This window comes from Streptomyces sp. NPDC030862, from assembly GCF_055571835.1.
Genome location: NZ_JBVIEN010000006.1, coordinates 231,395 through 254,799 on the forward strand (window position 1 = coordinate 231,395; position 23,405 = coordinate 254,799).

Consider the following 23,405-nt stretch of genomic DNA (forward strand, 5'->3'; position numbering starts at 1 on the left):
TTGGGAAGATGATTCCCGGACACGCCGCCTACCGTTGTTCCCCCGTCCCTTCTCACGAGGACTGTCTTCGCCGAGACTCCGATGGCCGGTCACGAATTCCCTGAACCCGCGGACCGCAGGCAGGTCGCCGACTCCACGGTCGACCCCCTCGCGGCGGACCAGACGCGCCACGCCTGCGATCCCGCCTTCCTCCACGGCGTCGTCGTGGGTTTCGACGGCTCCACCTCCAGTGAGCGCGCCCTGGCGTACGCCATCGGCATGGCCCGGCGGGCCGGCTCCGGACTGATCATCGTGCACGTGGCCAACCGGCTGCCCACCACCGTCTGGGCGGGCTGCGAGCCGCCGGTCTTCGTCGACGTACCGGATCACCGCACTGAGGTGCTCGGCCTGGAGCTGGCGTGCGCCGACTACCTCTCCGAGGTGCCGTGGATCCTGGTCGAGCGCGGCGGTGACATCTGTCACGAGCTGGAGGAGGTCGGCCGGGAGTACTCCGCCGACGCGATCGTGGTCGGCTCGACGCACGGCATCGTCGGGCGGATCTTCGGCTCGGTGGCCGGGCGGCTGGCGCGGCGCGCGCAGCGGCCGGTCGTCGTCATCCCGTAGCCGCCCCCGCCCCGGGGCCGGCACCCCCGTGGCCGGGTCGTGATCCGGCCGTTGCCCCGGCGTTATCGCTGGTGAGGCTGCGTCAACTTCCTTCCGTACCGATGGAATTCAGCCCTCCTCACAGGTGGATTGTGCGCTTGTGAAGGGTATATCCAGATGGCTGGGATCCAGTGCTCGGCACACTCACGAAGGGAGCCCGCCGTGGACAACGACGTCTCTGCGGGGAGCACCACCACCTCCACTCTCGGCCATCTCGCGCTTGGACTGACCCTGTTGGCCTTCGGCCTCGGCAACACCGGTGTGATCGACCACGTCGCGGCGGCCGACACCTCGGCGCTCGCCACCTGGGTCGGCGGAGTCGCGCTGTTCATGACCGGCCTGCTGGCGCTGCGCGCGGGCAACGGCGGCGAGGGCACGGCCTTCGCCGGGCTCGGCGCCTTCTGGTTCACCTGGGGCACCGCCGTCGGCGGCGGGGCCTCGGCGGAGGCATCGGGTCTGTTCCTGCTGGTGTGGTCGCTCCTGGCGCTCACGCTGACCGTCTCGGCGAAGGGAAGCGGCCTGATGGGACAAGGCGTGTACGGCCTGCTGTTCCTGTCGCTGCTCTCGTCCGGCGTCGGCGCCTTCGCGGAGGCGGGCGTCCTGACCAAGGCCGGCGGCTGGGCCGCCGCGCTGGCGGGCCTGGCGGCCTGGTACGGCGCGACGGCGACGGTCGCCAAGTGGCCGACGCTGTCGAACAGGGCCGCGGGCCGCAGCCCGGGTGTGACGGCCACGGGCTGAGAGGGCCACGGAGGCCGGTGCGAGGGCGGCGCCGGCCGTACGAAAAGGGCGACCCCTCGCGCGTTGGTGGCACGCGCGAGGGGTCGCCCCCTGTTCGGATTCGGGATGGTCCGGGAGGTCCCGGATTACTCCACGGTGACCGACTTCGCCAGGTTGCGCGGCTTGTCGATGTCCCGGCCCAGGGCCAGGGCCGTGTGGTACGCGAAGAGCTGGAGCGGGATGCCCATCAGGATCGGGTCCAGCTCGTCCTCGTTCTTCGGGACGACGATCGTGTGGTCGGCCTTCTCCTGCTCGGCGTGCGCCACCGCGAGGATCTTGCCGCTGCGGGCCTTGATCTCCTCCATCGCGGCGCGGTTCTTCTCCAGCAGCGAGTCGTTCGGGACGATCGCGACCGTCGGCATCGCGGGCTCGATGAGCGCCAGCGGGCCGTGCTTGAGCTCGGAGGCCGGGTACGCCTCGGCGTGGATGTAGGAGATCTCCTTGAGCTTCAGGGAGGCCTCCAGGGCGACCGGGTAGCCCCGGACGCGGCCGATGAACATCATCGACTTGGCGTTCGCGTACTCCGCGGCCAGCTTCTTGATGTCCTCCTCGCCCTGGAGGATCTCCTGGATCTGCTCGGGCAGCTTGCGCAGGCCCTCGATGATCCGCTTGCCGTCGGAGACCGACAGGTCGCGGATGCGGCCCAGGTGGAGCGCGAGCAGCGCGAAGGCGACGACCGTGTTGGTGAAGCACTTGGTGGAGACGACGCAGACCTCCGGGCCGGCGTGCACGTACACGCCGCCGTCCGCCTCGCGGGCGATCGCGGAGCCCACGACGTTGACGACGCCGAGGACGCGGGCGCCCTTGCGCTTGAGCTCCTGGACGGCCGCGAGGACGTCGTACGTCTCACCGGACTGCGAGACGGCGATGTACAGCGTGTCGGGGTCCACGACCGGGTTGCGGTAGCGGAACTCGGAGGCCGGCTCGGAGTCGGCCGGGATGCGGGCCAGGCCCTCGATCAGCGAGGCGCCGATCATGCCGGCGTGGTACGAGGTGCCGCAGCCGAGGATCTTCACGCGGCGGATGCCGCGGGCCTCGCGGGCGTCGAGGTTCAGGCCGCCCAGGTGGACGGTGGAGAACTTCTCGTCGATGCGGCCGCGCAGGACGCGGTCCACCGCGTCGGCCTGCTCCGAGATCTCCTTGTGCATGTACGTGTCGTGGCCGCCCATGTCGTACGAGGCGGCCTCCCACTCCACGGTCTCGGGCGTGGCGGTGGTCAGCGTGCCCGAGGTGGTGTAGGTGCGGAACTCGTCGGCCTTCAGGGTGGCCATCTCGCCGTCGTCCAGGGTGACGATCTGGCGGGTGTGGGCGATCAGCGCGGCGATGTCGGAGGCGACCAGCATCTCCTTCTCGCCGATGCCGAGGACGACCGGCGAGCCGTTGCGGGCGACGACGATGCGGTCGTTGAAGTCGGCGTGCATGACGGCGATGCCGTACGTGCCCTCGACGACCTTGAGCGCCTCGCGGACCTTCTCCTCCAGGGTCTCGGCCTGGGAGCGGGCGATCAGGTGGGTGAGGACCTCGGTGTCGGTCTCGGAGGCGAAGACCACGCCGTCGGCCTCGAGCTTGGCGCGCAGCTCCTGGGCGTTGTCGACGATGCCGTTGTGGACGACCGCGACCTTGTTCTCGGGGTCCATGTGCGGGTGCGAGTTGATGTCGCTCGGGGCGCCGTGCGTGGCCCAGCGGGTGTGGGCGATGCCGGTGGTGCCGGTGAAGCGCTTGGGGACGCGGGCCTCCAGGTCACGGACCCGGCCCTTGGCCTTGACCATCTTCAGCCCGGGCGACTTGGGGCTGGTGATGACCATGCCCGCGGAGTCGTACCCCCGGTACTCCAGCCGTGCCAGACCCTCCAGCAGCAGCGGAGCCACATCGCGCTTACCGATATAACCGACAATTCCGCACATAACGTTCTGCCCCTCCGAGTGATTGCGGGTGTGCCCGGCTCTGGACCAGCCGTCAGCCGTAGACGATGCGGCGCAGCTGCCGGAGCGAGAGCTCCGGAGGCGCCACGGCGCGGTGCGGCAGCTCGGCCGCGATGCGCTCGAAGATCGCGGAGTTCACTTCGCCGCCGGACTGCAGCTCGCGGTGGCGGCGGCGGACGAACTCCTCGGTCGTCTCGTCGAAGTACGCCAGCACGTCGAGTACCACCCGGGCGGCCTCACCGCGCTGGAGCGCGGTGCTGCGGACCAGGTGGTCGATGAGGTCGTCATGCGACGGGCGGCGTTCGAGCACCCGTAGATACTGAGGGCTGAGGGGGTGCCTTCGCAAGATTCCTGCCCGATATCGGGCAGGACCTTCATGATCGACGGAAAACCGCAGTCGGCCAGCCGCAGCCCCACGCTCCTGTCGGCCCCGGCACGCTGCGTAGGACGTCCCTGTCGAAACTCCAGGTGCCGTCCTTCTGGATGATTTCCGCCAGGAGGTCGATTCTGGCATGGGGCACGCCCGGTGCGGCTGCCCGGCTCCACGGTTGCGACGCCCGTGCGACACCCGTCGAAGGGACCAGCTCGTGAGACAGCACTCCACGTTCCTCCGCCCCCGACCCCGCCTTCGCCCGCGCTCCCGCCCGCGCCTGAGGCTCCTCGGATCGCTGCTGCTCGTCGTGGCCGCCGGGGTCGCGGGGGCCGGGGCCGCGCCCGGCGGGGCGCCCGCCGCCGCGCCCGCCGTGCGGCCGCTCGGCGACATCGTGCCCGTACCCGCCTCCGTACGCCCCTCAGGAGCCCCGTACACCCTCACCGCCCGCACCCGCGTCCACGCCGACGACGGCTCGCCCGAGGCGCGGCGCGTCGCCGCGTACCTCGCGGAGGTGCTGCGGCCGTCCACCGGGTTCGCGCTGCCCGTCGCCGACGACGACGGCGAGGGGCGCGGCGGCATCCGGCTGCGGCTGAGCCGAGGCGAGCAGGAGCTGGGGGAGGAGGGCTACCGGATGGAGTCCGGGCGCCAGGGCGTCGTCCTCACCGCCCGCACGCCCGCCGGGCTCTTCCACGGCGTGCAGACCCTCCGCCAGCAGCTCCCGGCGGCGGTGGAGAGCGACACACGGCAGCCCGGGCCCTGGACGGTCGCGGGCGGCACCATCGTCGACACGCCCCGGTACGCGTACCGGGGCGCGATGCTCGACGTCTCCCGGCACTTCTTCACCGTGGAGCAGGTCAAGCGCTACATCGACCAGCTCGCCCTCTACAAGGTCAACGCGCTGCACCTCCACCTGAGCGACGACCAGGGCTGGCGCATCGCCATCGACTCCTGGCCGCGCCTGGCGGCCTACGGCGGCTCCACGCAGGTCGGCGGCGGGCCCGGCGGCCACTACACCAAGGAGCAGTACCGCGACATCGTCGCGTACGCCGCCTCCCGCCACCTGGAGGTCGTGCCCGAGATCGACATGCCGGGCCACACCAACGCCGCCCTCGCCTCGTACGCCGAGCTGAACTGCGACGGCATCGCCCCACCGCTCTACACGGGCACGGCCGTCGGCTTCAGCTCGCTCTGCGTCGGCAAGGACATCACCTACGACTTCGTGGACGACGTCGTCCGCGAGCTCGCCGCGCTCACCCCCGGCCGCTACCTCCACATCGGCGGCGACGAGGCCCACTCCACCGGCCACGCGGACTACGTCGCCTTCATGGACCGGGCGCAGGCGGTCGTGGCGAAGTACGGCAAGACCGTCATCGGCTGGCACCAGCTGGCCGGCGCGACCCCGGCGAAGGGCGCGCTCGTGCAGTACTGGGGCCTGGACCGGACGAGCGACGCCGAGAAGGCGCGGGTGGCGGCCGCCGCGCGCGGCGGGACCGGGATCGTCCTGTCGCCCGCCGACCGGCTCTACCTCGACATGAAGTACACCAAGGACACCCCGCTGGGCCTGTCCTGGGCCGGGTACGTCGAGGTGCGGCGCTCCTACGACTGGGACCCGGGGAGCTATCTCCCGGGCGTCCCGCCGGGCGCCGTCGCGGGCGTCGAGGCGCCGCTGTGGACCGAGACCATCGCGTCGAGCGCGCACATCGACCGGATGGCGTTCCCGCGCGTGCTGGGCGCGGCGGAGCTGGGCTGGTCCCCGGCCGCCTCGCACGACTGGGAGGCGTACCGGCAGCGGCTCGCGGGGCAGGGGCCGCGCCTGGCGGCCCTCGGGATCGAGTTCTACCGGTCGCCACAGGTGGAGTGGCGGACGGAGTAGGACATGAGCCGGCGCCCGGGGGACCGTACCCCGGGCGCCGGCCGGCTTGTGTTTACTTGAACCGCGCCAGCGGGTTCTTCAGCGTGCCGACGAACTGCAGCGCGGCGGACGGGTCCGCCAGGTCCACCATCTGCTTGTTGTTGCGCAGCTGGAGCCGGTTGAGGCAGGACAGCGTGAACTCGTCCGCGAAGACGTCGTACTGCGCGAACTTCTCCGCCAGCTCCGGCTTCGACGCCTGGTACGCCTTCACGCACGCGGCGACCGTGCGCCAGAAGTCGTCCTCGTCCAGGACGCCCTCGGCGGCGAGCGTGGCGCCCAGGAAGCGGAAGAAGCAGTCGAAGACGTCCGTGAAGACGGACAGCAGCTTCGTGTCGTCCGGCACGTCCACCCGGATGCGCTCGACCGCCGGCGGCAGCACCGCGTCCGGGTCCATCACCACGATCTCCTCGGCGATGTCCTTGAAGATCGCGCGCTGCACCGCGCCGCCCTCGATGACGAGGATGACGTTCTCGCCGTGCGGCATCCACGCGAGGTCGTACGCGTAGAAGGTGTGCAGGATCGGCAGCAGGTACGCGTCCAGGTAGCGGCGCAGCCACTCGGTCGGCGCGAGCCCCGACTCGGCGATCAGCGCGCCCGCGAACGACGCGCCCGCGTGGTCGACGTGGAGCAGCGACGCCATGGTGGCGAGGCGCTGGCCCTCGGCGATGGTCGGAACCGGGCTCTCGCGCCACAGCGCGGCGAGCATCTTGCGGTACGGCGAGTACCGGTCGGTGGCGGCCTCGTACTCCAGGTGCCGGTAGCCGACCGCCGCGCGCTCGCGGATGATCGAGAAGCTGACGGACTGGAGGGTGTCGTCGCCGGCGATGAGGGTGGCCAGCCAGTCGTTGATGGCCGGGGTGGCCTCCATGTACGCGGCGGACAGGCCGCGCATGAAGCCCATGTTGAGGACGGAGATGGCCGTCTTCACGTAGTGCTTGGCCGGGTCGCTGGTGTTGAAGAAGGTGCGGATCGACTGCTGGGCCAGGTAGCGGTCGTCGCCCTCGCCGAGGAAGACCAGCCGCCGCTGGGCGATCTCGGCGGCGAAGGTGACGGACAGCTTGTTCCACCACTGCCAGGGGTGCACCGGCATGAGCAGGTAGTCGGCGAAGTCCAGGCCCAGGTCGGCGAGGGTCTTCGCGAAGCCGTCGACGGTGGCGTCGCCCAGCTCGGCGCGGATGAAGGCCTCGTAGTCGATGCCCGCGCCCGCCGTGAACGTGGTGCGGTCGCGGCGCGCGGCCAGCCACACCAGCTGCAGCGGGCTCGCGGCCTCGGGGGCGTACGCGTGGTACTCGTCGATGCCGAAGCCGAGCCGGCCGTTGTTGGCGACGAAGCAGGGGTGGCCCTCGGTCATGCCCGTCTCGACGGCCTGGAAGTCGGCCTGGGCGAGCTCGGCGGCGGGGACCTGCGGCTTGGTCGCCTTGTAGGCCGTGCCGGAGAGGGTGGAGGAGATCTCCTCCAGGTAGACCGGGAGGATCTCGTCGCTCAGGCCGAGGGAGCCGCGCAGCTCGATGATGAAGCGCAGCGCGTCGAGCGGGAGCTCCTCGCCGTCCCGGTGGAGGCTGATGGAGTCGGCCTCCACCTGCCAGTGGTCCAGGGCGTACCGGCGGGCGGTGAAGCGGTACTCGGCCGTGCCGTCGTCGGTGCGGACGCGGTAGCGGTCTCCCCCAGAGCCTTCGGCCTGGGAGGTGCCCCCACCGAGCGGCTCGGGGGTGAGCAGGCGCTCGTGGGTGAACTCGGCGAGGCCCTTGCGGATGAGCTGGCGGTTGGCCTGGGCCCAGCGCTCGGGGGTGAGGTGCGCGACGGGGTTCATGGGGTGCGTGGTGCTCATCGGGCGGCTCCCACGGCGGCGTGGAACTGCTGGCGGGTGCAGACGCTGAGGTAGGCGTCCTTCTCCGGCTTGGCTATCTTCTCGACGATCTCGAAGCCGACGGCCTCGTTGAGCGCGTGGACGGCCTTGTTGGCGACGTCCGGCTCGACGACGACCCGCTCCGTCGCCGGGTCGCGGAAGAGCTCCGCCATCACGGCGGTGATGACGGCGCGCGTGAAGCCGTGGATCCGGATGTCGCTGGGCGCGACCAGGAAGTGCATGCCGACGTCGCCGGGCCGGGCGTCGTACAGCCCGACCAGCTCGACCTTCGAGGGGTCGTACCGCTCCATGAGGAAGGCGGGCTCGCCGTCGTGGAGGCCGATGAAGGCTTCGTGGTGCGGGTGGGCCGCGATGGCCGCGTAGTCGCGCTGGACGTCCGCGACGGAGTGCTCGGCCATCAGCCAGAAGGACGCCTTGGGGTGGGTCACCCAGCCGTGGACCAGCTCGGCGTCGGCGAGGGGGTCGAGCGGCCGGAAGGAGAAGCTCCCGACCGACCGGGTGGTGCTGAGGGTGCTGGTGGTGCTCATACGGCGAACTCCTGGAACGCGATGGACTTCTCGATGGGGTAGTACTCGGAGCCCAGCAGCTCGCCGATGATGTACGCGTTGCGGTAGGCGCCCATGCCCAGGTCGGGGCTGGTGATCGAGTGGGTGTGCACGCCGGCGTTCTGCAGGAAGATGCCGCGGCCGGTCGTGTCGATGGAGTAGTTGCGGGCGACGTCGTAGCGGCCCTGCCCGTCCCAGCGGATGCGGTCGCGCACCGGCTCCAGGAAGGCGGGGGTGACGTACTTGTAGCCGGTGGCCAGGATCAGGCCCTCGGTCTCCAGCTCGAAGTCCTTGCCCTGCTCCTCCTGGCGCAGCCCGAGGGTGTAGGTGCCGTTCTCGTACGCCGCCGAGTTCAGCGACGCGTTGGTGAGCAGGCGCGTCTGGACCGGGCCGCCGAGGTTCTTCTGGTACAGCAGGTCGAAGATCGCGTCGATGAGCTCGCCGTCGATGCCCTTGAACAGGCCCTTCTGCTGCGCCTCCAGGCGGTAGCGGGTGGTCTCCGGCAGGGCGTGGAAGTAGTCGATGTAGTCCGGGGACGTCATCTCCAGCGTGAGCTTGGTGTACTCCAGCGGGAAGAACCGCGGGGAGCGGGTGACCCAGTTCAGCCGGTAGCCGTGGACGTCGATCTCGCTCAGCAGGTCGTAGTAGATCTCGGCGGCGCTCTGACCGCTGCCGACGAGCGTGATCGACTTCTTCTTCTGCAGCGCTTCCTTGTTCGGGAGGTAGCGCGAGTTGTGGATGAAGTCGCCGCCGAGGCCCTGGCAGGACTCCGGGATGTACGGCGGGGTGCCGGTGCCCAGGACGAGGCGGGGCGAGCGGAACGTTTCGCCACCCTCGGTGCGGACCGTGTAGAGGCCGGCCTCGTCGTCGTACTCGACCGTCGTGACCGTCGTGTCGAAGCGGATGCTGCTCAGCTTCGCGGCGGCCCAGCGGCAGTAGTCGTTGTACTCGGTGCGCAGCGGATAGAAGTTCTCGCGGATGTAGAACGAGTACAGCCGGCCGTTCTCCTTGAGGTACTGGAGGAAGGAGTACGGCGACGTCGGGTCGGCGAGGGTGACCAGGTCCGACATGAACGGCGTCTGGAGGTGGGCGCCTTCGAGGAACATCCCCGAGTGCCACTCGAAGTCCGGCTTGGACTCCAGGAAGACGCCGTTCAGCTCGTCGATCGGCTCGGTGAGGCAGGCGAGGCCGAGGTTGAACGGACCCAGTCCGATACCGATGAAGTCGTGGATGTCACGAGGCGTGGACAAGGTTCTCTCCAAGGTACTGCTCGGCGTGGCCGGCGATCAGGTCGAGGACGGCGGCGATGTCGTGCACGGTCGTCTCGGGGTTGAGCAGGGTGAACTTCAGGTACTGACGGCCGTCGACCTTCGTACCGGCGACGACGGCCTCGCCCGAGGCGAACAGCGCCTTGCGGGCGTGGAGGTTGGCGCGGTCGATCTCCGCGGGGGAGGTGACGGCGTCCGGGACGTAGCGGAAGACCAGCGTGGACAGCGACGGCTCGACGACGACGTCGTAGCGCGGGTCCGCGGCGAGCAGGTCCCAGCCGGCGGCGGCCAGGTCGCAGACCTCGTCGAAGAGCTGCCCGACCCCGTCGGCGCCCATGACGCGCAGCGTCATCCACAGCTTGAGCGCGTCGAAGCGGCGGGTCGTCTGGAGCGACTTGTCGACCTGGTTCGGGATCTTCTCCTCGACGGTGCGCCGCGGGTTGAGGTACTCCGCGTGGTACGTCGCGTGGCGCAGCGTCGCCCCGTCCCGCACGAGCACGGCCGAGGAACTGACCGGCTGGAAGAAGGACTTGTGGTAGTCGACCGTGACGGAGTCGGCGCGCTCGATGCCGTCGAGGAGCCCGCGACGGGTCGGGGAGGCCAGCAGGCCGCAGCCGTACGCGGCGTCGACGTGCATCCAGGCGCCGTACTGGGCGGCGAGCTCGGCGATCTCGGGGAGCGGGTCGATGGAGCCGAAGTCGGTGGTGCCGGCGGTGGCGACGATCGCCATGGGCGTCAGGCCCTGGGCGGCGCACAGCTCCAGCTCGGCGGCGAGGGCGACGGACTGCATGCGCTTGTCGCGGTCGGTCGGGATCGACACGACGGCCTGCGGGGAGAGGCCGAGGAGCTTGGCCGACTTCTGGACGCTGAAGTGGCTGCACTCGGAGGTGAAGACGCGCAGTTTCGCCAGGTCGTCCGTCTTGGCCTCCTCGCGGGCGAGGAGCAGCGCCTGGAAGTTGGACTGCGAGCCGCCGCTGGTGAAGACGCCGTCGGCGGCGGGGCCGAGGCCGATGCGGCTGTTCGTCCAGTCGATCAGCTTGCGCTCGATGAGGGTGGCGCCGGCGCTCTGGTCCCAGGTGTCGAGGGAGGAGTTGACGGCGGAGAGGACGGCCTCGCCGAGGACGGCCGGGATGACGACCGGGCAGTTGAGGTGGCCCAGGTAACGGGGGTGGTGGAAGTAGACGGCGTCGCGGAGGTAGACGCTCTCCAGCTCGTCGAGGGCGGCGGTGGCGTCGCCGAGCGGCTGGTCGAGGTCGACCGCCGCGATCTGCGGGGCCAGCTCGTCGGGCGTGATGCCGGTGAACGGCCGCCGGGTGGAGGCGAGTCGGTTCGCCACCCGCTCGACTCCTTCGGTGACGGAACGCCGGTACTGCTCGGCGGTTGCGTCATTGAGCAGGTGCGAGCGCATGGAATGTCCTCCCGGGTACGGGGACTTGATCGGCCCTCAGGGGACAGGAGGGCGAGGAACCGTGTGGTTAGTAAGGTTAGCCTAACCTCAGTTGAAACACCAACGGCCACAAGGGCCTCAGATAGCGCACCAGGCGCAGCCGTTGCACCGCCCGGGGCGCGTGTGCGGCGCGGGCGGCCGCGGGTGTGCGCGGCGCGAGGGGCCGCGGGGCAGTGCTACGCCACGGCGGCCCGCCCCGGGACCTCCCGGACGCAAGCCGCCGTGGCGGGGTGGGTCGGCCTACGCCTCGTCCTCGGAGGTCTCCGGGGTCTCGCGCAGCGCGTCCTCGCTCATGCCCTTGCGCCAGTAGCCGACGAAGGTCACGCGGCGGCGGTCGATCCCGCGCTCGTTCACCAAGTGGCGGCGCAGGGCCTTGACCGACCCCGACTCGCCCGCGATCCAGGCGTACGGCGACGAGCCGGACAGCTCGGCGGCGCGGACGGCGTCCACGGCGGCGGGCGCGCCCTCCTCCCGTACGAGCCAGGTGACGGTTGCGTCCGCCTTCGTCGCGAGCTCCAGGCGGTCGGCGGCGTACGGCACTTCGAGCCAGACCCGCGCCCGCAGGCCCGCCGGCAGGGACTCCAGGATGGCGGAGGCGGCGGGCAGCGCCGTCTCGTCGCCCCAGATCAGCACCTCGTCGGCGTCCTCGGGGAGCCGGAAGCGCACGCCGGTGTTGTCGGTGACGGCGGGGCCGAGGACGACCACGCGGTCGCCCTCGGACGCCTGCTGGGCCCAGCGGCAGGCCGGACCGCCGTCCTCATGAAGAGCGAAGTCGATGTCGACCTCACCCGCGTCCCGGCGCTGCTCCCGCACGGTGTACGAGCGCATGACGGCCCGTACGTCGTCGTCCATGGCCCGCCAGGCGCCGAGGACCGCGTACAGGTCCTCGGTGTCCAGCGGCGGCAGGACCGGCTCCGGCTGGCCCGGGTGCGGCAGGAAGAGGGAGAGCGACTGGTCGCGGCCGCCGGAGGCGAAACCTTTCAGCGCGTCCTCCGACGCCCCCGTGAAGGTGACGCGGACGAGCGACGGGCCGAGCCGCCGCGTCCGGGCGACCCGCAGGGCGAAGAAGCGGAACGGGACGGTGGCGGTCTCGGCTGTCGTCATCGGGTCAGGCCACCTTCTTGGCGTTCTCGATCGCCTTGGCGAGGTCCTCCAGGATGGGGGCGCACTTGGCGTACGAGTAGACGGGCTCGGTCACGCGCGGCACGACCTGGCCGGCCTTGACGGCGGGCAGCTGACCCCAGGTCGGCTTCGACTTCAGGGCCTCCGGCTGGAGCTGGGAGGAACGGTTGTCCAGGAGGATGATGTCGGCCTTGTACGTGTCGACCTCCTCCCAGCTGAGGCTCTGGAACCAGCCGCCCTCGTCCAGCTTGGTCGGCGCGACCAGGTTGACGCCCAGCTCCTTGAAGTAGAGCGTGTCGGACGGGCGGGCCGGGTCGGAGACGTAGAACGTGTCGGCGGCGGCCGAACCGATCAGGACCTTGATCTCCGGCTTGGCCTTGGCGGCCTGGCGCAGCCGCGCGGCCGCCTTCTCGAAGCGGGCCTTGTCGTCCTGGACCTTCTTCGCCTTGACGTCGGCGCCGAGCGCCTCGGCCAGGTCGACGTGGCGCTGGAGCACCTTGGGCATGGTGGCGTCGGCGGCCCACAGGGCGACGGCCGGCGCGACCTTGAGGATCTTGGCCTTCTGCTCGTCCGGGACGTACCAGAGCTGGTCCTTCTCCCACATGTCGGTGATGAGCAGCTCGGGCTGGAGCTTGAGGTACTCCTCGATCTTGAACTCGCCCCAGACGTTGCCGATGACCGCGACCTTGTTGATGTCGAGGTCGCCGGCCTGGACGTCGGGCACGCGCTTCTTGGTCTTCGGGTCCTCGACGTACGTCGGGCCGAAGACGCCCTTGACCTCGACGCCGAAGTCGTGGAGCGCGGCGGCCATGCCGGTGAAGGCGACGATGTTCTTCGGGGCGGCCTTCAGCTCGACGGTCTGGCCGCGGTCGTCCTTGAAGGTGAAGGGGCCGGACTTGGCGGCACCGTCCTTGGCGTCGTCCTTCTTCGCGTCCTTGCCGCCGCAGGCCACGAGCGCGGCGCCGAGCCCGAGGGCGCCGCCCGCGGCGAGCAGACCGCGACGGGTGAATTGGGTGGCTCGTGCGTTGCTGGGCATGGCGGATCGCTTTCGTACGGCCGGTTTCGGCCACTGGGCAAGTTCGAGGGTAGGTTAGCCTAACCTCAGCGGTTGTCCAGAGTGGGCCCCGCCACATCACGTGCCACACGCCCCTGCCGCACCTTCTGACGCACGGCCAGCACCACGCACACCACCGTGCCCACCGCCCCCACCGCGAGGCCCGGGTTCACGTAGCCGGGGACCAGGTCGTACGACGCGTTGCACCGGGCCGAGAGCGGCAGCAGCGAGTCCGGGCCGGCCTCGTCGGGGGCGAACTCCTGACCTCGCGACAGCGTGCAGAACTCCTGGCGGTCGAAGGTGAACAGGCCCGCCAGGCCCCAGAGGTAGAGCAGCCCCGTGCCCAGCGCGAGGAGGACCGCGGCACGCGCCCAGGGATGGCCCGCCGTGGCCCTGACCACCATCCAGGTGACCAGGGCCACGACGCCGATCGGCAGCGCCAGAACGCCGATGATGTTGACAGCAGCCTCGAAATGCACCTGTTCCCCCCGGTTTTCGTCCGAGGGGTCAGGCTACGGGGGCAGGCGCTGCCCGCGGAGACCGGCTCAGGCCGAGAAGCCCAGTTCACGGGCGATGAGCATGCGCTGCACCTCGCTCGTGCCCTCGCCGATCTCCAGGATCTTCGAGTCCCGCCACATGCGGGCGACCGGATACTCGTTCATGAAGCCGTATCCGCCGTGGATCTGGGTGGCCTCCCGGGCGTTGTCCACCGCCACCGTCGACGAGTACAGCTTCGCCAGGGCCGCCTCCTTCTTGAACGGCTCACCGTGGACGAGCCGCGAGGCGGCGTCGCGCCAGCCGATCCGGGCCATGTGGGCCCGCATCTCCATGTCCGCGAGCTTGAACTGGATGGCCTGGTTGTCGCCGATGGGCCGCCCGAACGCCTCGCGCTCCTTGGCGTACTTCACCGACTCGTCCACGCACCCCTGCGCGAGGCCGGTGGCGAGCGCCGAGATGGCGATCCGGCCCTCGTCCAGTATCCGCAGGAACTGCGCGTACCCGCGGCCCTCCTCGCCCAGCAGGTTCGCCGCCGGGACGCGGACGTCCGAGAAGGACAGCTCGCGGGTGTCCGAGGCGTTCCACCCCACCTTGGAGTACGGCGCGGCGACCGTGAAGCCCGGCGTGCCGGACGGGACGATGATCGACGAGATCAGCGGCTTGCCCTCCGGGGTGCGGCCGGTGACGGCGGTGACCGTGACCAGGCCGGTGATGTCCGTACCGGAGTTGGTGATGAAGCACTTGCTGCCGTTGACGACCCACTCGTCGCCGTCGCGCACGGCCGTCGTACGGGTGCCGCCCGCGTCCGAGCCGCACCCCGGCTCCGTGAGCCCGAACGCGCCCAGGATCTCGCCGCTGCACATCCGCGGCAGCCACTCCCGCTTCTGCTCCTCGGTGCCGAAGCGGTAGACCGGCATCGCGCCGAGCGAGACGCCCGCCTCCAGGGTGATGGCGACGGACGAGTCGACGCGCGCCAGCTCCTCCAGCGCGATGCCGAGCGCGAGGTAGTCGCCGCCCATGCCGCCGTACTCCTCGGGGAAGGGCAGGCCGAACAGGCCCATCTGCCCCATCTCGCGGACGATCTCGTACGGGAACTCGTGGCGCTCGTAGAAGTCCCCGATCTTCGGGGCGACGACCTCGTGGGCGAACTCCTCGACGGTGCGGCGCAGTTCCTCGTGTTCCGGTGAGAGCCGGTGGTCCAGGGACATGGGTCGGTCACTCCTTGTGGGAGGCGTCCGCGCCGGCGAGGGCGCGGACGGTACGGGAGGGGCTCGGGCGGCCCAGGTGTCCGGCCAGCCACACGCTGGTGGCGGTGAGCCGGCCGAGGTCGACCCCGGTGTCGATGCCGAGGCCGTGGAGCATCCACACGAGGTCTTCGGTGGCGAGGTTGCCGGTCGCGGACTTGGCGTACGGGCAGCCGCCGAGGCCGCCCGCCGAGGCGTCGACCGTCGTCACGCCGTGCTGCAGCGCGGCGAGCGTGTTGGCCAGGGCCTGGCCGTACGTGTCGTGGAAGTGCACGGCGAGGGCGCTGGTGGGCACCTGCGCCTCGTTGAGGGCCGTGAGGAGCCGCCGCACGTGGCCGGGGGTGGCCACGCCGATGGTGTCGCCCAGGCTCAGCTCGTCGCAGCCCATGTCCTTGAGGCGGCGGGCGACCCGGACGACCTGCTCGACGGGGACGGGGCCCTCCCACGGGTCGCCGAAGCACATGGAGAGGTAGCCGCGCACGGACAGGCCCGCCTCTATGGCGCGGGTGACGACCGGCGCGAACATGGCGAGCGACTCGTCGACGGTGCGGTTGAGGTTGGCCTTCGCGAAGGACTCGGTGGCGCTCGCGAACACGGCGACGTCCCGCGCCCCGAGCGCCAGCGCCCGGTCCAGCCCGCGTTCGTTCGGCACGAGGACCGGCAGGCGTACGCCGGTCTCGCGGACCAGCGGGAACAGCTGCTCGGCGTCCGCCAGTTGGGGCACCCACTTGGGGTGGACGAAGCTGGTGGCCTCGACGGTGGTGAGTCCCGCGGCGGCGAGGCGGCGGATGAACTCGGCCTTCACCTCGGTGGGGACGGTGCCCTGCTCGTTCTGCAGACCGTCGCGCGGGCCGACCTCGTGGATCCGCACGCGGGCGGGCAGCCCGGGGGCGGGGACGGTCATGGGCAGTGCCCCGGGTCCGGTCGTCATGATTCCTCCCTCGGGACGACGACGGCCAGCACCTGGTCCATGGCGACGGTGGTGCCGGGGGTGACGTCGAGCTCGGCGACGGTGCCGTCGTGGGGGGCGGAGATGACGTGCTCCATCTTCATCGCCTCCACGACCACGAGGCCCTGCCCGGCGGTGACCTCGTCGCCGACGGCGACCTTGACGACGGTGACCGTGCCCGGCATGGGCGCGGTGAGCGAGTCGGCCCCCGCGTGCGCGGCGCGGCTCAGGGACGCCTCGACGGGGTCGTGGTCCAGGACGTTCCAGCTGTCCCCGTCGCGGCCGAGCCAGGTGCCGGCGCGGCGGAAGGTGTGGGTGAGGCCGTCGAGGGTGACCGTGACCCGGTCCTCGGTGACGTGCGCCTGACCCCGGGTCCGGTGAGTAACGGGTTCGTGTCCCGCGACGCGCAGCCAGTGCGTCAGCGGCGCCGACTGCCCCCCGAGGCGCCAGCCGCTCGGCACCGAGAACGGGTCGGTCCAGCCGGTGGTGGCGTCGGGCCGGGGCTGGAGCCGGGCCTCGCGTACCGCCGCGGCGGCCTCGTACACCTCCTCCGGGACGCCGTCCGGAACAAGGGCGTCCACCTCACGCTCCACCAGCCCCGTGTCGAGGTCGCCCGCGACGACGTCCGGGTGGGCGAGCAGCCGCCGCAGGAAGCCGGCGTTGGTCGGCACGCCGAGGGTGACGGTGTCCGCGAGGGCGGCGCGGAGCTTGCGCAGGGCGGTGGGGCGGTCGGCGGCGTGGACGATGACCTTCGCCAGCATCGGGTCGTACAGGCTGGAGACCTCGGTGCCCTCGCTCAGGCCCGAGTCGGTGCGTACGCCGTCGCCCTGCGGCTCGTCGAGCGCGAGCACCGTGCCGCCGGAGGGGAGGAAGCCGCGGGAAGGGTCCTCGGCGCAGAGGCGGGCCTCGATGGAGTGGCCGGTGAGGGTGATGTCCTCCTGGGCGAAGGGGAGCGGCTCGCCGGCGGCGACGCGCAGCTGCCACTCCACCAGGTCCACGCCCGTGATCAGCTCGGTGACCGGGTGCTCCACCTGGAGGCGGGTGTTCATCTCCATGAAGTAGTAGGAGGAGGGGTCGCCGCCCGGGACGATGAACTCGACCGTGCCCGCGCCGCGGTAGCCGCAGGAGCGGGCCGCCTGGACCGCCGCCTCGCCCATCGCCGCGCGGGTCTTCTCGTCCAGCAGGACGGACGGCGCCTCTTCGATGATCTTCTGGTGGCGGCGCTGGAGGGAGCACTCGCGCTCGCCGAGGTGCACGACGTTGCCGTGGCCGTCCGCCAGGACCTGGATCTCGATGTGCCGGGGCCGGTCGATCCACCGCTCCACCAGGAGCGTGTCGTCACCGAAGGAGGCGCGCGCCTCGCGCCGGGCCGCCGCGATCTCGTCCAGGAGGGCCGACTCCACGCGCGTGAGGCGCATGCCCTTGCCGCCGCCGCCCGCCGAGGGCTTGAGCAGGACGGGCATGCCGATCTCGCGGGCGGCGGCGGCCAGTTCCCCGTCGCTCAGCCCGCTGCCGGAGGAGCCGGGGACTACGGGGACGCCGGCGGCCTTGACGGTCTCCTTGGCCCGGATCTTGTCGCCCATCAGGGCGATGGCCTCGGCCGGCGGCCCGATGAAGACGAGTCCGGCGTCCTGGCAGGCCCGGGCGAAGGCGGCGTTCTCGGCGAGGAAGCCGTACCCGGGGTGGACGGCCTCGGCACCGGTGCGGGCGGCGGCCTCCAGGAGCCGGTCGACGCGCAGATAGCTGTCGGTCGCCGCGGGCGGTCCGATGCGTACGGCCGTGTCGGCCTCCCGTACGTGGCGGGCGTCGGCGTCCGCGTCGCTGAAGACGGCGACCGAGCGGATACCAAGGGCCCGCAGCGTACGGATCACGCGTACCGCGATCTCGCCCCGGTTGGCGACAAGAACAGTCGTGAACATCCCACCCTCACATCCGGAAGACGCCGAACTGGGGGTCACCCAGCGGCGCGTTGGCACAAGCCGTCAGGGCCAGACCCAGCACCTGGCGGGTCTCCAGCGGGTCGATCACACCGTCGTCCCACAGCCGGGCCGTCGCGTAGTAGGCGTTGCCCTGCCGCTCGTACTGGCCGCGGATCGGCGCCTTGAACGCCTCCTCGTCCTCCGCCGGCCACTGCTCGCCGCGCGCCTCCAGCTGGTCGCGCTTGACCGTGGCGAGGACGGAGGCGGCCTGCTCGCCGCCCATGACGGAGATCTTGGCGTTCGGCCACATCCACAGGAAGCGGGGCGAGTAGGCCCGGCCGCACATCGAGTAGTTGCCCGCGCCGTAGGAGCCGCCGACGACGACGGTGAGCTTCGGTACGCGGGTGCAGGCGACGGCGGTGACCATCTTCGCGCCGTGCTTGGCGATGCCGCCCGCCTCGTAGTCCCGGCCGACCATGAAGCCGGAGATGTTCTGCAGGAACAGCAGCGGGATGCCGCGCTGGTCGCACAGCTCGATGAAGTGGGCGCCCTTCTGGGCGGACTCGGCGAAGAGGATGCCGTTGTTGGCGACGATCCCGACCGGGTGGCCGTGGATCCGGGCGAACCCGGTGACCAGCGTCTGCCCGAACTCCGCCTTGAACTCCTGGAACCGCGAGCCGTCGGTGATCCGCGCGATGACCTCCCGGGCGTCGTACGGGGTGCGCGGGTCGACCGGCACCGCGCCGTACAGCCCGTACGGATCGACCTTCGGCTCCTCGACCGGCTCGACGGACCACGGCAGCGGCGCGCGCTCCGGCAGGGTCGCGACGATGTTCCGCACGATCCGCAGCGCGTGCGCGTCGTCCTCCGCGAGGTGGTCGGTCACCCCGGAGACCCGGGAGTGGACCTCGCCGCCGCCGAGCTCCTCGGCCGTGACGACCTCGCCCGTGGCGGCCTTCACCAGCGGCGGGCCGCCCAGGAAGATGGTGCCCTGGTTCCGTACGATCACGGCCTCGTCGCTCATCGCGGGGACGTACGCACCGCCGGCCGTGCAGGAGCCGAGGACGGCGGCGATCTGCGGGATCCCGGCGCCCGACATGCGGGCCTGGTTGTAGAAGATCCGCCCGAAGTGCTCGCGGTCGGGGAAGACCTCGTCCTGCATCGGCAGGAAGGCGCCTCCCGAGTCGACCAGGTACACGCACGGCAGCCGGTTCTCCAGCGCCACCTCCTGCGCGCGCAGGTGCTTCTTCACCGTCATCGGGTAGTAGGTGCCGCCCTTGACGGTCGCGTCGTTCGCGACGACCACCACCTCGCGGCCGCCGACCCGCCCGATGCCGGCGATCACCCCGGCGGCCGGCGCCTGGTCGTCGTACATCCCGTTCGCCGCGAGCGGCGCCAGCTCCAGGAACGGCGACCCCGGGTCCAGCAGCGTGTCCACCCGCTCGCGCGGCAGCAGCTTGCCGCGCGCGGTGTGCCGCGCCCGGGCCTTCTCGCCGCCGCCCAGCCGCGCGGCGGCCAGCCGGGCGTGCAGATCCTCGACGAGCTCGCGGTGCGCGGCCTCGTTGGCCTGCCAGGCCGCGGAGGCGGGATCAGCCGCGCTGGTCAGCACGGGTGCCTGCTGCATCATGCCCCCAGTTAATGAGCGTTAACGTATGTCCATCAGGTTAACGACCGCTAACCGCGTTGTCTAGAATCAATCCCATGAGCACCAGGACCGACGCCCCGACGCGCCGCGAACAGATCCTCAAGGAGGCTGCCCGCCTCTTCGCCGAGCGCGGCTTCCACGGCGTGGGCGTCGACGAGATAGGGGCGGCGGTCGGCATCAGCGGCCCCGGCCTGTACCGGCACTTCCCCGGCAAGGACGCGATGCTCGCGGAGCTGCTGATCGGCATCAGCGAGCGGCTGCTCGACGGCGGCCGGCAGCGGCTGGAGGAGTCGGACGGCGACCCCGAGGCCCTGCTCGGCGCGCTCATCGACGGCCACATCGACTTCGCGCTCGACGACCGCCCGCTGATCACCCTGCACGACCGCGAGCTGGACCGCCTCCGCGACACGGACCGCAAACGGGTGCGCCAGCTCCAGCGCCAGTACGTCGAACTGTGGGTGGCGGTGGTGCGCCGCCTGTACCCCGCGCCCCCGGAGGCCGAGGCCCGTGCGACGGTCCACGCGGTGTTCGGCCTGCTGAACTCCACCCCGCACCTCGGCTCCGCCTCCGCGGGCAGCAGGGTGCTGGGCCGCGCGGAGGCGGAGTCCCTGCTGCGGCGGCTGGCGCACGGGGCGTTCGGGGCGCTGGCGTCGGTGCCGGCGTCAGCGTCGGCCTCGGCGGAGTGAGCCGGGCGCTTGCTGCGCCTATCGAATTTCGATAGATTCCCATCGTTGCTCGATAAAAGGAGGAGCGATGGGAAAGCTGACCGTGCTCGCGCTGCGTGCCGTGCTCGTGGTGCTGCTCGCCGGGTCGGTGTTCGTGGAGGCGGTGATGGTGCCGCTGCTGGCCATCGACCTGAGGCAGCTGAACCCGGAGTACGCGTATCTGCGCGCCCCGCTCCTCGCGATCATGTTCCTGGGGGCCGTGACGTTCCAGGTCGTCCTGGTCTGCGTGTGGCGCCTGGTGACGATGGTGCGGCGCGGGACGGTGTTCTCGCACGCCGCCTTCCGGTACGTGGACGTCGTGACCGGCGCCTTCGTGGCGGCCGCCCTGCTGGTCTTCGCCCTCGCGGTCGTCCTGGCCCCGGGCGAGGCCGTCGCGCCGGGCATCGTGCTCCTCGTCTGCGGGGTCAGCCTGGCCGCCCTGGGGGTCGCGCTCATCGTGCTCGTCCTGCGGATGCTGCTCGCCCAGGCGACGCGGATGCAGGCCGAACTGGCCGAGGTCATCTGATGCCGATCGCCGTCGACATCGACGTGATGCTGGCCAGGCGCAAGATGTCCGTGGGCGAACTCGCGGAGCGCGTCGGCATCACCCCCGCGAACCTGGCGGTCCTCAAGAACGGCCGCGCCAAGGCGGTCCGCTTCGCCACGCTCGCCGCCCTCTGCGAGGCGCTCGACTGCCAGCCGGGGGACCTGCTGCGCTGGGTGCCGGAGGACTGAGGGTGAGGCCTCGCCGTACCCCTCCACCCCAGGTCGGAGAGGCCGGTCCTGCCCAGGTGTGATGCCGCCGCGGCCCCCCGACTGACATGCTCGTCGCCGGGGTTGGCCGAACGGACGACGGGGGCATGGCGTGACGGGGGAACAGGCGGGCACCGCTGCCCAGCCGGTGGCGGGACAGGGGGGCACCGGACGGCGCGTGCCGGAGGTCGACGCGCTGCGCGGCTTCGCGCTCGGCGGCATCGTCCTGGTGAACGTCCTGGTGCTGTCGGGGACCTACGGCCGCACGGCGGTCGACCCGGCCGTAGCCGGCGCCGACCTCGTGGCGCACTGGCTGGTCATCGCCTTCTTCGAAACCAAGTTCTACCTGCTGTTCTCCTTCCTCTTCGGGTACAGCTTCACCCTGCAGATGGAGTCGGCGCGGCGGGCGGGGGCGGCCTTCGTCCCCCGCATGCTGCGCCGGCTGACCGGCCTGCTGCTGCTCGGCGCCGCGCACATGGCGCTGCTGTACAGCGGCGACATCCTCACCATGTACGCCGTGCTGGGGCTGATCCTGCTCGCCGCGCGCAACGCGCCCCCCGAGCGCCTGTGGCGGGCCGCGCGCTGGTTCTACGCCGTGCCCGTGGTCCTGCTGGTCCTCGTCGGCGCGCTGGCCGCGGCCGCGTACACCCCCGACCCGTCCGCCACGGCCGACGCCACCCGGGAAGCCGCCCGGATCGCCGAGGAGATGCGCGGCGGCGCCGCCGACGTCATCGGCGCCCACCTCGCCACCTGGCCCGAGGCCATGGGCGCGCTGCTGCTCATGGGCGGTTCGATCGTGGCCGCCTTCCTGGTCGGCTGCGGGGCGGGCAAGCGGCGCCTGCTCACGGGCGGCGTCGTCGACCCGGCCCGGCTGCGGCGCACCCGCGCCGTCGGCCTCGCCGTGGGCCTGCCGGGTGGGCTCCTCATGGCCGCGGGCACCGTGGCACCCCTCCCGGAACGCTGGGAGGTCGTCTGCTTCGCCCTGGGCATGGCCGCCGCCCCGATGCTCACCGCCGCCTATGTGAGCGCGCTGATGCTCTGGTTCACCACGCCGCGCGGCGCCCGCGTGGCGGCGCTGCTCGCGCCCGCCGGGCGGATGGCGCTCACCAACTACCTGTCCCAGTCCCTGGTCTTGGCGCTGGTCTTCACCGGGTACGGCCTCGGCCTGTACGGCCGCACGGGCGCGGCGGTCGCGTGCGCCGTGGCCCTCGCGGTGTACGCGGCCCAGCTCTTCCTCAGCGCCCGGCTGCTGCGGCGCTTCTCCCACGGCCCCGTGGAGTGGGTGCTGCGCACGGTGACGCTGGGCAGGCCGCCTCGCCGGTCCTGAAGCCGCTCCTGAAGCCGTTCCTGAACGCGCGAGGACGGGCCTTCCGGCGGGGCGCGGTCCCGGGAAGCGGCCGCGTCGCGGCCGCTCCCCGAACGGCGCTCTCACGCCCCTGGCCCCGCGGCGAAGCGGACGAAGCCCGCGATGCGCGGGGAGAACGTCAGGGCGCACTCCTCCCCGACCCCCGCGCGCACGCCCGCCGCCACCTCGGCGTCCGGCTCGCCGAACACCTCGAAGCGTTCCACCCGGCAGTGCTCCATCACCTCCCGGATGTACGGGTCCGCCAGCTTCCAATGCGTACGGACGGCGTCGGAGTCCCGGTAGAGCTGGAAGCTGTGCGCGAGCATCCGCTCCTCGTCCACGAAGGTCTCCACCATCAGCTGCGGCCCGTGCCGCCGCGCGAACTCCACGGCCCTGGCGATGGCGTCGCGGAAGTCGTCCAGGTGGCCGTCGGTGATGCGCATGGTGTTGCGGAAGAGAAGAACTGCGGTGTCCTGAGTGGTCATTGCTCCAGACTGATTCCTCAACCATGGTTGAGGTCAAGCCCCGTGTGCCGGCCGCCGCCGTCCACCCGACGGAATGGCGCCGCCACCGCGGGCGGCGGGCGGCAGAATGGGGGGCATGCCGATACCCAGCCGCGCCGCCCTCGTCGAGCACCTCGTCCGCACCCGGATCGCCGGAGACGTCGCCACACCCCGCGACAACAACCTCTCCCACTACCGCAAGCTCGCGAACGGCGACCGCCACTACTGGCTCGGGCTGGAGCTCGGCGACCGGTGGACGGACGAACAGGACGTCCTCGCCGTCATGGCCGAGCGGTGCGGCGTGAACGACGACCCGGCGCACCGGGCCGGTCAGGACACCATCGATCCCGAGCTCACCGTCGACGGGCTGGAGCGGGCGGCCGCGCGGCTGCGGAAGGCCGCCGCCGGGAAGCAGCGGGTGCTGTTCGCGACCGGCCACCCCGGGGCGCTGCTCGACGTGCACAGCAGGACCGCCGCCGCGCTGCGCGCCGCCGGGTGCGACGTCGTGCGCATCCCCGGCGGGCTCACGGCCGACGAGGGGTACGTCGTGCAGTTCGCGGACGTCGCCGTCTTCGAGCGCGGCGCGACCCTGTGGCACACGCACTCGCCGGAGCCGATGAACGCCATCCTGGACCGGCTCGACGTACAGCCGGACCTGGTCGTGGCCGACCACGGATGGGCCGGCCGGGCCGGGCAGCGCGGCATCGACTCGATCGGGTACGCCGACTGCAACGACCCCGCCCTCTTCATCGGCGAGGCCGAGGGCACCATGCAGGTCACGATCCCGCTCGACGACCACGTACTGGACCCGCGCTTCTACGAGCCGATGACCGCGTACCTGCTGGGTGCGGCGGGGCTGATCTGAGGGTCCCGACGGGATGGGCCGGGCGGTGGCGCACGTCCACGCCGGGCCCAC

Annotated in this window: 22 protein-coding genes; 8 read left to right on the top strand and 14 right to left on the bottom strand. The window is 71.5% G+C overall.

Annotated elements, in window-relative coordinates; translation table 11 throughout:
* Positions 1-81: 81 nt before the first annotated feature.
* Positions 82-603 (top strand): universal stress protein, encoded by a 522-nt coding sequence (locus ACZ42X_RS18250; protein ID WP_468290665.1) that lies wholly within the window; start codon positions 82-84, stop codon positions 601-603.
* 201 nt (positions 604-804) lie between these two features.
* Entirely contained in the window at positions 805-1,380 is a 576-nt protein-coding gene (locus ACZ42X_RS18255) for a GPR1/FUN34/YaaH family transporter (protein WP_468290667.1), read from the top strand.
* 125 nt (positions 1,381-1,505) lie between these two features.
* On the opposite strand, the gene glmS is transcribed toward ACZ42X_RS18255, so the two are convergent.
* Together glmS and ACZ42X_RS18265 are read right to left on the bottom strand one after the other, a co-directional pair.
* Entirely contained in the window at positions 1,506-3,323 is a 1,818-nt protein-coding gene (gene glmS, locus ACZ42X_RS18260; RefSeq protein ID WP_468290670.1) for a glutamine--fructose-6-phosphate transaminase (isomerizing), read from the bottom strand.
* Positions 3,324-3,375: 52 nt separating this feature from the next.
* Positions 3,376-3,651: a hypothetical protein gene (locus ACZ42X_RS18265; RefSeq protein WP_355353671.1), complete on the bottom strand. Its 276-nt coding sequence runs from the start codon at positions 3,649-3,651 to the stop codon at positions 3,376-3,378.
* Between the two features lie 277 nt (positions 3,652-3,928).
* Here ACZ42X_RS18265 and ACZ42X_RS18270 point away from each other — a divergent pair, with 277 nt between their 5' ends.
* Positions 3,929-5,587 (top strand): beta-N-acetylhexosaminidase, encoded by a 1,659-nt coding sequence (locus ACZ42X_RS18270; RefSeq protein WP_468290673.1) that lies wholly within the window; start codon positions 3,929-3,931, stop codon positions 5,585-5,587.
* Positions 5,588-5,639: 52 nt separating this feature from the next.
* Here ACZ42X_RS18270 and ACZ42X_RS18275 read toward each other — a convergent pair whose 3' ends face one another.
* The 11 genes from ACZ42X_RS18275 to ACZ42X_RS18325 form a co-directional block, all read right to left on the bottom strand.
* Positions 5,640-7,454: an IucA/IucC family protein gene (locus tag ACZ42X_RS18275; RefSeq protein ID WP_468290676.1), complete on the bottom strand. Its 1,815-nt coding sequence runs from the start codon at positions 7,452-7,454 to the stop codon at positions 5,640-5,642.
* Positions 7,451-8,020 carry a GNAT family N-acetyltransferase gene (locus ACZ42X_RS18280; RefSeq protein WP_468290679.1) on the bottom strand — a complete coding sequence of 190 codons (570 nt, stop codon included), beginning with the start codon at positions 8,018-8,020 and terminating at the stop codon, positions 7,451-7,453. Before ACZ42X_RS18280 ends, ACZ42X_RS18275 begins: the two co-directional genes overlap by 4 nt.
* A complete protein-coding gene (locus ACZ42X_RS18285; RefSeq protein WP_468290682.1) occupies positions 8,017-9,288 on the bottom strand; it encodes a lysine N(6)-hydroxylase/L-ornithine N(5)-oxygenase family protein in 1,272 nt (423 codons plus the stop codon). The genes ACZ42X_RS18280 and ACZ42X_RS18285 overlap by 4 nt, the downstream gene beginning before the upstream one ends.
* Positions 9,272-10,714, bottom strand: coding sequence for a pyridoxal phosphate-dependent decarboxylase family protein (locus tag ACZ42X_RS18290; protein WP_468290685.1), 1,443 nt, complete (start codon positions 10,712-10,714; stop codon positions 9,272-9,274). The genes ACZ42X_RS18285 and ACZ42X_RS18290 overlap by 17 nt, the downstream gene beginning before the upstream one ends.
* Positions 10,715-10,993: 279 nt before the next feature.
* Complete coding sequence (locus tag ACZ42X_RS18295) at positions 10,994-11,857, bottom strand: siderophore-interacting protein (RefSeq protein ID WP_468290688.1); 864 nt, start codon at positions 11,855-11,857, stop codon at positions 10,994-10,996.
* A 4-nt stretch (positions 11,858-11,861) separates the two neighbouring features.
* On the bottom strand, positions 11,862-12,911 hold the full coding sequence (locus tag ACZ42X_RS18300; protein ID WP_468290691.1) for an ABC transporter substrate-binding protein: 1,050 nt from the start codon (positions 12,909-12,911) through the stop codon (positions 11,862-11,864).
* Between the two features lie 65 nt (positions 12,912-12,976).
* Entirely contained in the window at positions 12,977-13,408 is a 432-nt protein-coding gene (locus ACZ42X_RS18305; RefSeq protein WP_468290693.1) for a hypothetical protein, read from the bottom strand.
* Positions 13,409-13,474: 66 nt separating this feature from the next.
* Positions 13,475-14,635: an acyl-CoA dehydrogenase family protein gene (locus ACZ42X_RS18310; RefSeq protein ID WP_468290696.1), complete on the bottom strand. Its 1,161-nt coding sequence runs from the start codon at positions 14,633-14,635 to the stop codon at positions 13,475-13,477.
* A gap of 7 nt (positions 14,636-14,642) precedes the next feature.
* On the bottom strand, positions 14,643-15,602 hold the full coding sequence (locus ACZ42X_RS18315; protein ID WP_468290699.1) for a hydroxymethylglutaryl-CoA lyase: 960 nt from the start codon (positions 15,600-15,602) through the stop codon (positions 14,643-14,645).
* The gene (locus ACZ42X_RS18320; RefSeq protein ID WP_468290702.1) at positions 15,599-17,539 is read right to left on the bottom strand and encodes an acetyl/propionyl/methylcrotonyl-CoA carboxylase subunit alpha; all 1,941 of its coding nucleotides are present in this window, start codon (positions 17,537-17,539) and stop codon (positions 15,599-15,601) included. Before ACZ42X_RS18320 ends, ACZ42X_RS18315 begins: the two co-directional genes overlap by 4 nt.
* A gap of 7 nt (positions 17,540-17,546) precedes the next feature.
* Complete coding sequence (locus ACZ42X_RS18325) at positions 17,547-19,163, bottom strand: carboxyl transferase domain-containing protein (RefSeq protein WP_468291212.1); 1,617 nt, start codon at positions 19,161-19,163, stop codon at positions 17,547-17,549.
* A 77-nt stretch (positions 19,164-19,240) separates the two neighbouring features.
* Here ACZ42X_RS18325 and ACZ42X_RS18330 point away from each other — a divergent pair, with 77 nt between their 5' ends.
* The 4 genes from ACZ42X_RS18330 (at position 19,241) to ACZ42X_RS18345 (ending at position 21,968) form a co-directional block, all read left to right on the top strand.
* Entirely contained in the window at positions 19,241-19,870 is a 630-nt protein-coding gene (locus ACZ42X_RS18330) for an SACE_7040 family transcriptional regulator (RefSeq protein WP_468290705.1), read from the top strand.
* Between the two features lie 67 nt (positions 19,871-19,937).
* On the top strand, positions 19,938-20,414 hold the full coding sequence (locus ACZ42X_RS18335) for a DUF2975 domain-containing protein (protein ID WP_361423106.1): 477 nt from the start codon (positions 19,938-19,940) through the stop codon (positions 20,412-20,414).
* Positions 20,414-20,623, top strand: coding sequence for a helix-turn-helix domain-containing protein (locus ACZ42X_RS18340; RefSeq protein ID WP_468290708.1), 210 nt, complete (start codon positions 20,414-20,416; stop codon positions 20,621-20,623). Before ACZ42X_RS18335 ends, ACZ42X_RS18340 begins: the two co-directional genes overlap by 1 nt.
* A gap of 130 nt (positions 20,624-20,753) precedes the next feature.
* Complete coding sequence (locus tag ACZ42X_RS18345; RefSeq protein ID WP_468290711.1) at positions 20,754-21,968, top strand: DUF418 domain-containing protein; 1,215 nt, start codon at positions 20,754-20,756, stop codon at positions 21,966-21,968.
* A 101-nt stretch (positions 21,969-22,069) separates the two neighbouring features.
* Here ACZ42X_RS18345 and ACZ42X_RS18350 read toward each other — a convergent pair whose 3' ends face one another.
* Positions 22,070-22,471 (bottom strand): hypothetical protein, encoded by a 402-nt coding sequence (locus ACZ42X_RS18350; RefSeq protein WP_468290713.1) that lies wholly within the window; start codon positions 22,469-22,471, stop codon positions 22,070-22,072.
* Positions 22,472-22,586: 115 nt separating this feature from the next.
* Between ACZ42X_RS18350 and ACZ42X_RS18355 the strand changes: the two genes are divergently transcribed.
* Positions 22,587-23,354 (top strand): phosphatase, encoded by a 768-nt coding sequence (locus ACZ42X_RS18355; protein WP_468290716.1) that lies wholly within the window; start codon positions 22,587-22,589, stop codon positions 23,352-23,354.
* Positions 23,355-23,405 lie beyond the last annotated feature (51 nt).

Bases quoted from the DNA above. Each gene is read 5' to 3' on its own strand.
- ACZ42X_RS18280 (WP_468290679.1), bottom strand. From the start codon at position 8,020: ATGAGCACCACCAGCACCCTCAGCACCACCCGGTCGGTCGGGAGCTTC.
- glmS (WP_468290670.1), bottom strand. From the start codon at position 3,323: ATGTGCGGAATTGTCGGTTATATCGGTAAGCGCGATGTGGCTCCGCTG.
- ACZ42X_RS18320 (WP_468290702.1), bottom strand. From the start codon at position 17,539: ATGTTCACGACTGTTCTTGTCGCCAACCGGGGCGAGATCGCGGTACGC.
- ACZ42X_RS18290 (WP_468290685.1), bottom strand. From the start codon at position 10,714: ATGCGCTCGCACCTGCTCAATGACGCAACCGCCGAGCAGTACCGGCGT.
- ACZ42X_RS18335 (WP_361423106.1), top strand. From the start codon at position 19,938: ATGGGAAAGCTGACCGTGCTCGCGCTGCGTGCCGTGCTCGTGGTGCTG.
- ACZ42X_RS18295 (WP_468290688.1), bottom strand. From the start codon at position 11,857: ATGACGACAGCCGAGACCGCCACCGTCCCGTTCCGCTTCTTCGCCCTG.
- ACZ42X_RS18350 (WP_468290713.1), bottom strand. From the start codon at position 22,471: ATGACCACTCAGGACACCGCAGTTCTTCTCTTCCGCAACACCATGCGC.
- ACZ42X_RS18300 (WP_468290691.1), bottom strand. From the start codon at position 12,911: ATGCCCAGCAACGCACGAGCCACCCAATTCACCCGTCGCGGTCTGCTC.
- ACZ42X_RS18310 (WP_468290696.1), bottom strand. From the start codon at position 14,635: ATGTCCCTGGACCACCGGCTCTCACCGGAACACGAGGAACTGCGCCGC.
- ACZ42X_RS18275 (WP_468290676.1), bottom strand. From the start codon at position 7,454: ATGAGCACCACGCACCCCATGAACCCCGTCGCGCACCTCACCCCCGAG.
- ACZ42X_RS18340 (WP_468290708.1), top strand. From the start codon at position 20,414: ATGCCGATCGCCGTCGACATCGACGTGATGCTGGCCAGGCGCAAGATG.
- ACZ42X_RS18330 (WP_468290705.1), top strand. From the start codon at position 19,241: ATGAGCACCAGGACCGACGCCCCGACGCGCCGCGAACAGATCCTCAAG.
- ACZ42X_RS18325 (WP_468291212.1), bottom strand. From the start codon at position 19,163: ATGCAGCAGGCACCCGTGCTGACCAGCGCGGCTGATCCCGCCTCCGCG.
- ACZ42X_RS18250 (WP_468290665.1), top strand. From the start codon at position 82: ATGGCCGGTCACGAATTCCCTGAACCCGCGGACCGCAGGCAGGTCGCC.
- ACZ42X_RS18315 (WP_468290699.1), bottom strand. From the start codon at position 15,602: ATGACGACCGGACCCGGGGCACTGCCCATGACCGTCCCCGCCCCCGGG.
- ACZ42X_RS18355 (WP_468290716.1), top strand. From the start codon at position 22,587: ATGCCGATACCCAGCCGCGCCGCCCTCGTCGAGCACCTCGTCCGCACC.